This window comes from Njordella calcicola, assembly GCF_056494125.1.
In genome coordinates, this window is the sequence record NZ_CM151396.1 from 5305190 (window position 1) to 5319072 (window position 13883).

Sequence of the window (13883 nt, forward strand, 5' to 3'; positions counted from 1 at the left end):
ACGATAACTTGTGTGTCCGGTTCGCCACAATCTCCTACGATACGCTGAACTTCCCTTTACTCCACGCAATCGAAAGCAAGCGGAATGATTGTTACGGCTGTTCAATTTTGGCAAAAGCTCGAAGCCTCCGGCTTGATCGCCGCGGACGCTAGCCGAATATTGGCAGGGGAAATGTCGTCGGAAATTTCTGCCGACCAAATGCTCGAAGCATCTGCGGTTGCCAGTTGGCTGATCAAACAGAAAAAGCTAACTTCCTATCAAGCCAAAGTCGCCCTAGGTCAAAAAGCAGGGCCTCTACGCTGCGGAAGCTATACCGTCATCGGCGAAATCAACGATCCGACTCTGCCGAACTGGTATCGCTGCCAACACGATGCCGCAGCAGGCGATTTTTGGTTGCTAGCGATCCCGGAAGACTTCTTGCAGCGAGATCAATTTCGCCAAAACCCGCCCAGCTTGAAACTAGCGCGTGCCCACGCTGCTGTGCAAGACAACTTGCTTTGCTTTTTAAGCGAACCGCAAATCAGCGACGGCTTTTTGTGCATCGCGTCCAGCAGCGCCCAAGGGCGATCGTTGCTGTCGTCAATGCAAGGCGTTGCCATGCCGCTGCCCACCGCTCGGGCGATCGTCTTCCAAGTTGCCATGGCTTTAGATCGCCTCCATGCCGCCGACCTGGTACACGGCGATGTCGGTATGCACAGCGTATGGTGGGATGGTGACGAGACGATACGCTTGTTGCGAGACCCAATTTTCTTACCCGCCAATCCCCTGCTAGATGCAAATCGCTTGGCCGCCATTCAAGTCGACGCCGCCCAGCGCATGCGCTATGCAGCCCCGGAGTTCACGGCCCCTGGGCAACAGCCAACCATCGCGACCGACTTATATGCACTCGGCTGTTTATGGTACGAATTGATCACGGGCCAACCGTTGATCGATGACGCACCTAGTGCGACGATGGTGAAGTCGATTTTGAACTCGGCTCGCAAGCCCGTTGCAGTTTCCGGATTTGATCGAAACCTACAGCGGGTACTCGACCATCTGATCGCCAAAAATCCAGCGGCTCGATTTCGCTCCGTCCAGCAATTCCTGACGGCATTGCATGGCTCAACAACAGCCCCCCCGGTTGTTGCCAAAGAACGCTTGGCAGAGCCGGTCGCCAAACGCAACGCTTGGAAAGAGGACTCTCAACCGGAACTCGAAAAACCATCGCCTGCCTTACCTGACAAGCCTGCCTTACCTGACAAGCCTGCTTCAACTGACAAGCCTGCTTCAACTGACAAGCCTGCTTCAACTGACAAGCCTGCTTCAACTGACAAGCAAACGCTGGCCAGCAAACTTGAATCACCTGATAAGCCAACATCACCTAGCAAGCTCACTCGCCCCAAAGAAGCAGCGCAGACAGTCGAAAGCAAGGCTCCAGCCCCGCTAACTTCTCAGCCAACTTCTCAAAAGGCGGCCAAACCAAGCTCCCAGCCGCCAACCAAGCCTGCAGTTCCACCAGCGAAGTCTGTCGCGAAAGAAAAAGAAGTGGTTGCCCCGGCTCAACCTCAGGCAACTCCAGCTCAAGCGGCCCCAGCCATCCAACCGGCAGTGGAGCAGACTGCCGCTAGTGCAAACGAGGTTGCAGCGGAACCGGTCAGACTGAACACGGCTGCCGCCGCAGACGAACCTTCCAAGCCGCTGCAGGTCGCTTCCCCAGCTCCGCTCAAATCCAAAGCGATGGCGGCGACCAAATCCGTGCGGTCACCGCGTGGTAACAAACGCAAACGGCCAGTCTGGTTCTTACCAGCCGTTGGCGTGGGTTCGTTGCTTTTGGTTGGTGTGCTGACTTTTACTTTGATGTCCAGCAAACCGACCACGGTCAAACCCAAACCGCGACCGGTCGCTGACAGCACAAGCACTCCACCAACGACCGCGGGGAACAATCGCCAGCCCGATTCCGGGGTTAGGCCTTCAGCCCCCCCGGACCCAATCGCATCGGAATTCAATTTGGTCAGCGACGACCAGCAAACGTTGTGGGCACCGCCGCATGTGCCTGATCCGATACGCTTGAATCTGTTGCCTCCTGGTTTGCAAGGGCTCTTACATTTGAACGCCAATGCAATCGAGAGCCAGAGCGTCTATCGCGAAATTGATGCCGTGCTCGCGCCTGCCTATGCTCTGTTGCGGTCGTCGCTTGAGACGAATCTGCCGTTGCCGCTGGATGCCTGGCGTCAGCTCACAATCGGACTGTACCCCAGCGATATCTCGCAGTGGCCTGATCTGGTGATCCGAGGCGAATTAAAAGAACCGACCGACGTCAGCACTTTGATGGCCAAGTATCCATTCACGACTCCCAGCGAAGAGCTTACGTTTGGGAATCAAAAGCTTCAGCGGAATTCCAATGCCACCGTCAGCATCATCGTCGCATTGGATACGAGCGACAGTTCTAAATCCCAGACGTTGGTGGTTGGCATTCCGCGATTGTTGCAAGAGTTGGTCGCAGTGGAGGGGGGGATCGCTCCGCTCACCAGCCATTTGCAGACGTTGCTTGCCAACAGTTGCAGCCAGAACGATGTGACTTATATTTCGGCAACCAATCTTATGTTGAGCAGTGGTCGCGGTGCATTACAAGATTCTTTGGCAGGCTTGCTGCCCTTCTTGCGAGTGCAAATGCAAGAAGAGATCGCAGCCATATCGCTCTCCAGCAACCTCAAGGAGCGTTGGTATGGCGAGTTACGAATCGTGGGCAAGAGCGCTCAGATTGCCCCCAAAGTGGAAAACCAGTTGAAGTCGATCTTGCAAGCGTTGCCCGATCAAGCCGAGTCGGCTTTGAGCACTTTTTCAGCGAATCCTTACTGGGCCAAAGTTGCATTCCGGCTGCCGCAGCAGTTGCGTACTTGGCAGAATTATTGGCGAACCGGCATTGAAGACGGACATACGGTGGCTAACTTTTATTTGCCTGCCAAAGCTGCCCCCAACTTACTGTTTGCTAGTTGGATGTCATTGCGAACACCGCTGGAAGCTAGCCCGATGCTGGCTGCCGCATCGCCGACCACTGGCCAAGCCCAAGCGATGTCGATGGAGGAAACACTTGAGTTACCGGTGACGATCGGCTTTGACCAAGAGTCTTTGGAGGCCGGCTCGCGCGAGGTCGCGGATGCCTTTAACGCCAGTCTCAACAATCCGCTGTCCAAGATTCAGATTGTGCTCAATGGTGGCGCACTAGAAAAGGACGGCATCACACGGAATCAGCAAATTCGCGATTTCCGCCATGAAAATAAGCCATTCCGCGAAGTCTTGATTAGCTTGGTGCGCAAAGCGAATCCGATAACCACCGTCCAGAATGCAAACGAAGTGGAACAGAAGCTGGTTTGGGTGGTTAAGGATGCTGATGCACGTATCATCGAAATCACCACGCGCGCCGCGGCAGCTAGCGCTAACCTGACCTTGCCACAAGAATTTGTGATTCCAGGCGGCAAGTAAAAAAAGGTAGGTTGTCGCCTGCGGCCACGTGGGTGTTATACTTGAACCAACGTGTAGAACCGCTCAGTTGCAGGAGGACACTTTGAAGTATTACGTTGGTATAGACATTGGTGGAACGACCACCACGATGGCCATTGGGGACGCTCAGCATAACATCGTTTGGGTTTCCCAGCAGTTTGCGACGGATGCTTCGGCGGGTCCTGATGCAGTAGTGCAAAAGATCGCTGCCCAACTCGCTTTGGCGACCTCCGCCTTAGATATCTTGCTGAGCGATATTGCGATTGTTGGGCTTTCCACGCCCGGTCCTGCCACGTTGGACGGGACCTTGTTGAACTCGCCGAATTTGAAACATCCTGCGTGGAACAATTATTCGATTCGTGGCGGCTTAGAAGCAGAATTGCTGAAGACCGGCTTTAAGAGCGAAGTGGTCTATATCGGTGATGGTCAAGCAGCGGCGTTGGGCGAATTTCAGGTTCGCAGCGGTCGCTGGCGGTGGCAGCAGTCCCAACTGTATGAAGCCGACTTAAGCTTGAGGTCGATGTTCATGGTCATCGTGGGCACCGGCTTGGGTGGAGGCGAAGTTCGCGATGGCAAGGTGGTCCGCGGTGTGGCGGGGCGAGCTGGCCATGGCGGACATATCTTCCTGCCTCCTGCTGCATTTCGCTATCCGCAAGACTCTCAGTTAGTCGTCGGAAACGCCAAATCGACGACCGAATCGGCAATCTCATTGACCGGTCTGACACACCAGTTGGCTTATCGACTGCAGTTGCCAGCCTGGCAAGACCACGAACTGAACCATCGACCGGGAACGGTACGTGATAAAGCAAAGACTCTGCGAGAATTGGCCGCAGCCGGTGACGCGTTGGCTAACGAGTTGTTTGATGACCAAGCTCGTGCGTTGGGAATCGGTCTGCTGAGCTTGAACTACATCGGCGACTACGATGCCATCATCATCGGTGGAGGCGTATGTGATTTGTCTTCGTCCGTAAGGCAACGTTACCTCCAACAAGTGCGCCAGGCTTATAGCGAATTTGCATTAGATGGTTTTCGATCGTTTAACGGCATCGATTTTTCGGTATGTGGCGATACCGCTCCAGTGATTGGCGCCGTTGCATTCGCAAAAGAGCAGCACCACTAGGTCTGCTCAAACGGGATCGATAAGCTGCGGTCGTACAAGCGATAGGTCTTGGTTCGGCGAGCACCGCCGCGTTCCAGCGAACCTCGAGAAAGCTGATTGCTTTCCAAGACCCAGGAGAACTCGCAATCATGAATGCCGCGAGCCAAGCAATCAGGAGTAATACGATCGGCGGCGACTAGGCCTAAGCCCCAGCGTTGAAATTCCGGCAGGATGTTGTTGCTGACCATGCGTATGCGCTTGATCTTCTTGCGTCCAAACAGCAAATGCAGGAATCCGAACGGGAACAATCGCCCGTCAATCTTTTTGATCAACGGATTATAATCCAGCAGCCCAAGTACCACTCCGACGGGTCTTCCGTCGACTTGCAAGATCGTCGTCAAATCAGGGTCTAGCAGCAATCGCAAACCTTCAGCCGTATGTTCGCCTTCGGCTGGCGACATGGGGACGAACCCCCAAGTGGAAATTAAGGCTTCGTTATACAGTTTGACAAACAATCGTGCTTCGTCCAGCAACTTGCGTGGGTTTGCCTTGCGGACGGTGACGTTGAATCGCCGTTTGACTTCTTCGATGACGAAGTAAAGCTTTGGATCAAGTTTCTCTAGCATCGAAGCTTCACCTTCGAATGCATACAGATCCTGCGTCTTTTCGAAGCCATGAGCAGTGACCAGCGATTCGTAGTAAGGCGCGTTGTAGGTCATCATAAACGTGGGGGGGGTGTCGAAGCCATCGACCAGCAATCCCAATTCATAGTTCAAAGACGGATTGCACGGCCCCCGCATATCGGTCATGCCATACATTCGCAAAAAGTCTGAAGCAGCAGAGAACAACAATCGCGCAGCTTGTGGGTCATTTTCGCAGTCAAAGAAACCGAAAAAGCCACGTTTTTCTTTAAAACGTTCGTTGTGTCCGTAATTCACAATCGCCACAATTCGGCCGACCACGATACCGTCGCGGCGAACGAGAAAGGCCCGCCCCAGATTTCGCTCGTAGAATGGATGGTGATGAAATCCAGCCAATTCCTCTTGGTTTTGTCGCAGCGGAGGCACCCAATTGGGGTCATCTCGGTACAGGCGCCAGATCAAGTCCATGAACTCGCGCTCTTGCAGTTTGTTTTCAACTGTTTCTACCGTATACAAAACTCAGCCTCCGCGAGAACGACAACTTGCACCGGCAGTCACTATAGCGATTCCCGACGCTTGCCTAAAGGGGCAGGTAGCATTGTAGTGGATCTTGCCAATGATCCGGGGGCACTGGAAACGCTAACACGAACCAAGAAGTCAGCCGATGTGCCGTCGTTCCTTGCGCTGCGCGCGACCAAGGATTGGATTTAGCTGGGTTGATTCGCAGGCGCCAGAGTTTCACGCAGCGCAGGCATAGCATGGCCGTTGACTACCGACGCCGTTTCGTCCTTGGCAGGCTCTTTGAGAAAATAATACAGCAAGCTGATTGCGACCACGCCGCTGATCGCTTGCCAATTGCTGGTGTAGTGAAAACCATCAGCGGTTTGTTCTACAAAAGGCTGTAGAACCGAAGGGGTCTTCTCCCACAATGTACTAGCCCGAACAAACAGCATTGACAAACTGTTATGGCAAACATGGATGATAATGCAGCAAACCACCGAACCGGTTCGCCAAGCGATTAATCCCAGCACGATCCCCATCAACCCTGCCGTGATCGACTGTTGCAGCACGCCATGCGATAGCCCAAAGAGCAATGACGTCACGAAAATCGCTCGGACGGTACCGCGATTGTGCTGCAGGCCGGCAAAAATAAAACCACGAAACGCAAGTTCTTCGCAAATGGCGGGGATCAACGCTAACGTAATCAGTAAGCCGACCAGCGGTGCTCCAGCGAGCATCGAATCGACGCCAGCCAGCGCAACTCGCGTATCGGCGGAAAATGGAAATTCGCTTTGCACCCACTGTGCAAGCTGGATGTAGGTCGGGTGCACACAGATTGCTACCAGCACCGCCGCTGGGATACTTAGCAAAGGCACGCGGTGCAGACGCAAGGCTTTGCGGATCGACGTTGTAAGGAATATCGCCATGATCAAACAAGGAGCCAGTATCATCGCCAACTGCGTGGCAATAGTCGATTGAGCGATATAGTTCCAATTGAGTTCCGTCGCCTGCGATTGCAATCGAGCGTAGAACAAGCCAATCAAAATGATCGCCGCACACAGGGCAGACATGGTCGGTGAAGCAACCTCGTCACGATCACGCCACAAGTGTTGCAGCCAAGCCGCCATGTCAAAACGATCGGTCTCGCGAAACAGGACGCTTTCTGATTCAAACTGCCTCACGGCCCAACGCGTCGCAAGCCAACAACTGGTGCCAGTGACCAAGATCACCATGGGGGCAAACAAGACCGCTTGTGCATACTGGCCTTCGACCAGAGTTCTTGCCAACAGGATCGCGCCCGCAACAGGGAACAAACTGGTACCAATCGACAAACGGATTCCCGGCATCATCGGCAACATCACCAACGGCATGCCAATCACTAACAGCGGCATGAGGTAGTATTGGCCTTCTTTGCTGCTGCGCGCTAGCGCGGCTACGGCCAGAGCGACAGAGCTGAAAAGGATGGAAATCGGCAACAGCATCACCAGCAGCCAACCAATCGCTCCAATGGGCAAAGGCCCCATGGAAACGGTCGTTGGCAGAGCCATACCCATCATGTTTTTGGCAACCACGGCAATCGTGATTTGCATACTCATAAGGTTGAGGACTGCGGTCAGGACGCTAAAGCAGATTACCGCTAGCAGCTTGCCCCACACGATCTCGCGTCGCGTGGCAGGACCACTCAGCAAGGTTTCCAAAGTGCCACGTTCTTTTTCGCCAGCGCACAAATCGATCGCGGGATAGAATGCACCTGTCAAAGCCCAAACAAACATGATCAGCGGCAGGATCTTGGCCCATAAGACCGTTTGCTTTTTGCCAACCTCAGCAACGTCTTGCAGAGAAACAGGAATGGCTTCCAGCATCTTGCGGTCAATTCCCGAACGCACGAGTTCTTTTGCTAGTCGATTGTCACGCCATTCTTGAATCTTGCGGTCGACATTGACGTAAGCGAACTGAGAGCTCTCGCTCGCCAGATCAGCGATAACGCGAACGCTGACCTCTTGAGTGCTGTCGTCAGCAAACACTATCGCGTCGGCTTGTAGTGCCGCCAGCCACTGCCGCTGCTCTTCAAGTGAAGCTGGGACAGTTTGGACACTTGAGGGCAGAGCAGTAGAGTTTGTCGCACCTTGATCCGTAGCGAGCGACTGGGAGTCGATCGGTGAACTGTCCGTCAGGATCACCCATTGGATCCCATTTCCCCGCTCATCGCTGAACAGAAATGTTTGTGTAGGCGATGGTAAACTGGCAGCATTGCGCTCGGTCGGCTTGGCGTTATTGGCCAGCTTTCCATTACCTTGCAAGGAACTCGAGCCTGCGGTTGATTCGACAGCGGATGACGCAAGGAATTCGAGAAAATCGGGTGGTAATTGAGTTGGATTGACAACAGCGATGGTGAGCTGCCGGGGCGTGCGCAGTTGAGCCATCTGCATCATCAACAGTCCCATCAATGGGTACAGCATCAGGGGCAAACAGAAGATGGTGAACATGGTACGCCGATCACGCAACTGATCGCGCAGTTCGCGATGGAACAAGCAACGAACGCGTTTCCAATTCATCGCGAAACTCCTACATTGGTTGCCGCACTTAATTCCGCGACGGCTTGCTGAGTCGCCAGATCTACGGAAGAACGAAATGTTGCACCGGAGTTTTTACTTTGCCTCTCAGCGGCTGACTGGATCAGCAGTTGAATGAACATCTCTTCGAAATCTTTTTGGTGGTGTCGATCGGCCAGTTCTTCCAGCGTACCGTGGTCCAAGATCTTGCCATGATCCATGATGGCCACTTCGTCACACAACCGTTCAACTTCCCGCATGATGTGCGTTGAGAAGATAATGCAGTGCCCTTCTTTTTTAAGGTCTGCGATGATTTGCAGCAGTGAGCGAGCGACTAAAACGTCCAGTCCAATGGAAGCCTCGTCAAAAATCAACACTGGAGGATCATGGATGAGAGCCCTCGCGATCGACACCTTTTGTTTCATGCCGGTCGACATTTTCGCGCCCAGTACATTGCGGATCTCGTCCAGTTGCAGTCGTTCAAAGATTCGCCGACCGCGGCTGTGGATGACATCGTCGTGCAATTGATGAAGCTTGCCGAAGTACTGCACAGTTTCCCAAGCGGTCATGCGATCGTAGACCGCAGTGTTATTGGAAACGAAGCCGATGTTTTGTCGAACAAGGTCTGGATCGGTGGTGGCGTCGTACCCGGCGACTTCGACTGTGCCGCTGGTGGGGGCCAAAATGGTCGCCAAAATTCGCAAAGTCGTCGATTTACCGGCGCCGTTTGGCCCCAGCAGTCCAAAGATCATGCCTTCGGAGGCGCGAAAAGAAACTCCGTCCACAGCGCGAAACTCGCCCAGTCGCAGATCCTCGTAGGTCTTCGTTAAGTTCGAAACGCAAACACCGCGCACAAAATGTTCCTTGATTAAGCCCTCTAGAACGGCCAACGCACTATCAAAGTGCTTAGTCCTATCGGAGAGACGAATACCATAAAGGCAATTCAAATCGCCTTAAAATGCCACATGGTGGCCAGGATATCGCTTGACCGGGCAAGTTGGTCGGTGTGCCAATTTTCGAGCGACAATCCTGGAATCTGCCGCATAAACGTTGCTTTCAGAAGATGACCACGCGGTCATTCTTGATTGATTTCAAAGCAAAAAAATGAAGGAAGTTTGAAGTTGGCAAAATAATCCCTAAAATGGGTAAATTCTGTCGACGGAGCAAGTGCGGTAGCTATACTATTAGCGTTGAGGATTAAGTACGCACGGCCGCGGGACAACCTCCAGTCACGAATTATTTGAAGAAACCGAATCACAGTTTCACACTTGTCGTTTTCCCAACCTTGAACAGGATTCAGCAGCATGATTTCAAAGTCTGTCTTCCGCGCAGCACTCGTCGCATCACTTTCCGTTGGCGGATGCATCTCCACTTTCGCTCAAGAAGCGTTGCCAGCCGAACCGGTTGCAGCAGCCCAGCGAACGGTGTCGACCAACGCCGTCGCAACTCGCCCGCTGAATAACCTGTATGTGAATCAATGGATTCAATTGCGAGCCAGCGGAGAATTGATCGGTAACGTGGTAAAACTGTCGGGGCAATCGTTCTCACCTGCTAGCGACATGCGTGTCGCGCTAGTGAAGAATGGCCAAATCGTTAGTGAGACAGTCACTCAATCGCAGGGCCAAGTGATTCTCAAAGACGTGCAACCAGGTTTGTACACCTTGGTAGCTCGTGGTGAAAACATGATCGGTAGTTTTTCGGTAGTCGTATTGGATACGGATGCGGGCCAGCATTTGCCAGCCGAATTCTCGATTCCTGTTGCGAACGTATCTAGCCAAGCTCTTGATTCGATGTTTGCTGGCCAGTACGCTCCGGGCCGAATGGCCGCGACAGTGATGGCCGAACCGACGGCAGACCCATTGGGACGCAGCCGCAACTACAATGTCCGTGACTACAAAGTCGCTTTGGATTCAGCAGGAACCTTGCACGGTGATTTGTCGTTACCAGGTCTTGCACCTGCCGACAGCAACGTGGGTGGTACGAACGTGGCCCTTTATCTAAATGGTCGCGAAGTCGCTCGCACTCAATCCGATGCCAACGGCCACTATACCTTTGAAAATACAAAACCTGGAACTTATTCGATCGTTGCCAACGGTGCAGCCGGATTTGCCGCGTTTGGAGTTTGTGCCGTTGAAGGCCCTGCTCAACTGTCCGCGAATGAAAGCGGCAGCTCAACTCGTTTTGTCTCTGCTGTTGTACAAGATCCAACTTCGGGATCGGTCGGTTCGGAGCTTAGCCCTATCGGCAACACAGCAGCGGTTGAAGAGTATGCGCTGGAGCCAACCGAAGATCGCGGTGCATTGCTGCCTCAAGGTCCGATGGCTGGTGGCCCGATGGGCGGCGGCGTTGGCGGTGGTATGGGTGGCGGAGCAGGTGCTGGCGGTGGAATCCTGGGCGGTGGTTTTGGCCCAATCGCGTTGCTGGGCGGCTTAGCCGGTCTTGCTGCAGCGATCGCTGCCGACGATGACAACGTGGTCCCACCGACAAATGGTGGCACGCAGGTTGTTACTGGCAACCTATAGGTTTTTCGCAGTTGATTTTTACTAAAACGGAAGGCGAGAGTTTTACTCTCGCCTTTTTTGTTTTAACAGCCAAAAAATCCATGACACGAACCGATTGGGCTCTAGCGCGTCGGTATTCGTCGTCTCTTTTGATTCGTTGGAAAGCTCTGCAGCATGCTAGCTGCCTCCGTGACAGGTGCCAGCATCACCATTCGTGCCTGGCACCAATTAGACAGTTCGCTAGCTACGCGCTGGCAGGATCGCCTAAAGCGTCAATCTTAGCTGCCAGGATAAAGTCGTTCACGCTCAATCCTTCGATCGCGTGGGTTGTCAGAACCACGTTCAAGTGCCGATAGCCCGTTAGGTGTAAATCTGGGTGATGCTGCTCGCGTTCGGCCAACTCGCCGATTTTGTTTGCGAATGCCAATGCTCGCAAGAAGTCTTTGCAATTCCAGTTCTTCGAGATGGCTTTTGCATCGACCGAGAGCTGCCAGCCCACGAGCTCTTTCAGTTGCAGCGTCGCTTGTTCAGGCGAAAACGACGCGATGCCGCCTTCGCAGGGAGTACATTTGGCAGTGTGAAGCGCTTCTCGGGTTTGAGGTGTCATATTGAATCCTAAGCTATAATAAAGGGACGGGATGAAACCATGCTAGCACAACCACCGGCAAACTTGAGTCCAAAATTGGCGGTTTAGCCGCAAACCACCGACTCCGCAGCCGCAGCCATTTGCTTTCCTTGCATCACCTATTGCTGAAATCGTCTCGATGAAGAGTTTTAAGGGAATGAGATATTATCGCACAATTCTGTTGTTCGCGCTTGCCGCATGCTGCAACATCAGTTGGGCGATAGATTGGGTTGCGCAAGAGAAATCGTTCAAGGAGAAGATCGGTCCATTGCTTGCAACCGCTTGTAACGATTGCCACTCGGGCGACGAAGCTTCTGCGGGACTATCGCTCAGCTATTTCCAGACCGCGAAATCGATCACAAAAGAGCGACACACTTTCGACAAAGTGATCGCTCGCTTAAAGATTGGCGATATGCCGCCAGCGGATGCGGAGCCCATGAGCGAGTCCGATCGAAAAGCGTTGATCGACTGGTTAAATAGTCTGCTTTACGATGTAGACTGCGGTCGCGCTACTAACCCAGGCGCGGTGACTTTAAGGCGGCTTACTAAGTACGAGTACCGCTACACGATTCGTGATTTGATTGGCGTCGATTACCCTAAGGCGGAAGAGTTCCCTGGGGACGATGTCGGCTATGGCTTTGATAATATTGGCGATGTGCTGAATATGCCGCCGCTGCTGATGGAAAAGTATATTGCCGCAGCGGAGGAGATCAGTTCGATGGCGATCACATTGCCTGAGCCCGGTCCTTCCATAAGTAATGTTTATCCGTTGGAACGTTTCAAGCTCGAAAAGGGCGGCAGCGTGACAGCTACGGAGATCAACATGTACTCCAATACAAAGGTAGAATTCCAAGAGAATGCACCTTGGAACGGAGTGTTTCATCTGGAGATTGTTGCAGGCGGCACCAAAGCAAAAAACGTTGGCCCAGAGGTGATGGTCATGCTGAATGACAAGCCCGTGGGCAGAAAGACGGTAACTGCCGATGTCGGCAAAGACAATACGTTCGATTTTCCACTAAAGCTGAAAGCGGGCCCGCAGAAGATAGCGATTGCTTTTACCAACGACGAGAACATCGAATTGCCCAATGGAGAAAAGCAAGACCGCAACCTAAAGATCTTTTCGATTCGCTTTTACGGAGCAAAACCGCAACCGCCATTAAACCCGGCGACCGTTCCAGAGTCTCACCGTCGAATCATTACTGTTACGCCCAGCGCGCAACTCAGTAACGATGAAGCATTGCGACGCGTTATATCGCCTCTGGTCGTTTACGTCTATCGTCGACCAGTTAGCAAAGAGGAAACCGAACGCATGGTGCAATTGGCAATCAATGCCATGGAAGAGGGTGAATCGTTTGAAGGAGCGGTTCAACTAACGCTGCAGGCCATGCTGTTATCGCCGAACTTTTTATTCAAAGTCGAGCAACCTAGAGTGCCCTCTGGCGAAGAGTTTCCGCTGCTGAATGATTTCGAGTTGGCCAGTCGTATCAGTTACTTTCTGTGGAGCTCTTTGCCAGACCGAGAACTGCTAACGCACGCTTGGAAGAAGCAACTCCGCGATCCCAAAGTGCTCGAGCAAGTGGTCGCTCGAATGATGGCTGATCCGCGGGCCACGCGTTTTGTCGATAACTTTGCCGGCCAGTGGCTTACGCTGCGGAATCTGGAGAACTTTGAACCCAACAGCAACCTGTTTCCAACTTGGAACCGTGAGATTCGCAGTCTTGCTCGCCAGGAGACTCTTACGTTTATCTACAACGTCTTTCGGGAAGACAAGTCTGTCATAGAATTGATTGATGCGGACTACTCGTATATGAACGAGAAACTGGCTCGGTATTATGGAGTCCCAGGCATCAAAGGCAACGAATTTCAAAAAGTCAGCATGCGTGCTCAACCACGCCGTGGACTACTAACGCATGCTTCGGTTTTAGCGGTAACCAGCAATCCTACGCGCACTAGTCCGGTCAAACGTGGAAAGTTCGTGCTGGATAACATATTGAACACCCCACCGCCGCCGCCACCGCCCGGCGTACCGGAACTGGAGAAGGTCAAGCTGACCGGCAGCCTTCGTGAACAAATCGAGCAACATCGCGCAGATCCTGCTTGTGCTGGATGCCATAAGCTGATGGACCCGTTAGGACTGGCGCTGGAGAATTTCGATGCCGTAGGTCTTTGGAGGACCAGTGATCGAGGCGAGGCAATCGATTCGTCCGGCGTTTTGCCTTCTGGCGAATCAGTCCGCCATGCGGGCGATTTGATCAAGGTTTTGCGAACTCAGCACTCCGAAGAATTCGCACGATGTTTAACTGAGAAGCTCATGATTTACGCGCTGGGCCGCGGTTTAGAGTATTATGATAAATGCGTCGTCGACAAAATATTGAAAGAATCTAAGCCAACAAACTATCGCTTCTCCGCAATCGTAATGGGTATTATTCAGTCAGACGCATTCCAACGCAAAGGCTATCGGGACGAACCATGACCAGAAAACCT

General features: G+C 53.1%; 8 protein-coding genes. 4 read left to right on the plus strand and 4 right to left on the minus strand.

All coding sequences use genetic code 11. The annotated features are described in order from the left end of the window. Window positions 1–84 precede the first annotated feature (84 nt). The gene (locus tag SH302x_RS20510; RefSeq protein WP_479364499.1) at window positions 85–3462 is read left to right on the plus strand and encodes a serine/threonine protein kinase; all 3378 of its coding nucleotides are present in this window, start codon (window positions 85–87) and stop codon (window positions 3460–3462) included. 82 nt (window positions 3463–3544) lie between these two features. Then, entirely contained in the window at window positions 3545–4600 is a 1056-nt protein-coding gene (locus tag SH302x_RS20515) for an ROK family protein (RefSeq protein ID WP_479364501.1), read from the plus strand. On the opposite strand, the gene SH302x_RS20520 is transcribed toward SH302x_RS20515, so the two are convergent. The 3 genes from SH302x_RS20520 to SH302x_RS20530 all read right to left on the minus strand — a co-directional run bounded on the left by SH302x_RS20520 (window position 4597) and on the right by SH302x_RS20530 (window position 9163). After that, window positions 4597–5736 (minus strand): GNAT family protein, encoded by a 1140-nt coding sequence (locus tag SH302x_RS20520; protein ID WP_479364503.1) that lies wholly within the window; start codon window positions 5734–5736, stop codon window positions 4597–4599. The two genes, SH302x_RS20515 and SH302x_RS20520, sit on opposite strands and share 4 nt — an antisense overlap. Before the next feature lie 191 nt (window positions 5737–5927). Continuing rightward, window positions 5928–8276 carry an ABC transporter permease subunit/CPBP intramembrane protease gene (locus tag SH302x_RS20525; RefSeq protein WP_479364504.1) on the minus strand — a complete coding sequence of 783 codons (2349 nt, stop codon included), beginning with the start codon at window positions 8274–8276 and terminating at the stop codon, window positions 5928–5930. Then, window positions 8273–9163, minus strand: coding sequence for an ABC transporter ATP-binding protein (locus SH302x_RS20530; protein ID WP_479364505.1), 891 nt, complete (start codon window positions 9161–9163; stop codon window positions 8273–8275). The genes SH302x_RS20525 and SH302x_RS20530 overlap by 4 nt, the downstream gene beginning before the upstream one ends. A gap of 414 nt (window positions 9164–9577) precedes the next feature. Between SH302x_RS20530 and SH302x_RS20535 the strand changes: the two genes are divergently transcribed. Further along, the gene (locus SH302x_RS20535; RefSeq protein ID WP_479364506.1) at window positions 9578–10795 is read left to right on the plus strand and encodes a hypothetical protein; all 1218 of its coding nucleotides are present in this window, start codon (window positions 9578–9580) and stop codon (window positions 10793–10795) included. A gap of 223 nt (window positions 10796–11018) precedes the next feature. Here the strand turns inward: SH302x_RS20535 and SH302x_RS20540 are convergent, their stop codons facing one another. After that, window positions 11019–11381 carry a 4a-hydroxytetrahydrobiopterin dehydratase gene (locus SH302x_RS20540; RefSeq protein WP_479364507.1) on the minus strand — a complete coding sequence of 121 codons (363 nt, stop codon included), beginning with the start codon at window positions 11379–11381 and terminating at the stop codon, window positions 11019–11021. A gap of 175 nt (window positions 11382–11556) precedes the next feature. Between SH302x_RS20540 and SH302x_RS20545 the strand changes: the two genes are divergently transcribed. Further along, window positions 11557–13872, plus strand: coding sequence for a DUF1592 domain-containing protein (locus SH302x_RS20545; protein WP_479364509.1), 2316 nt, complete (start codon window positions 11557–11559; stop codon window positions 13870–13872). Window positions 13873–13883 lie beyond the last annotated feature (11 nt).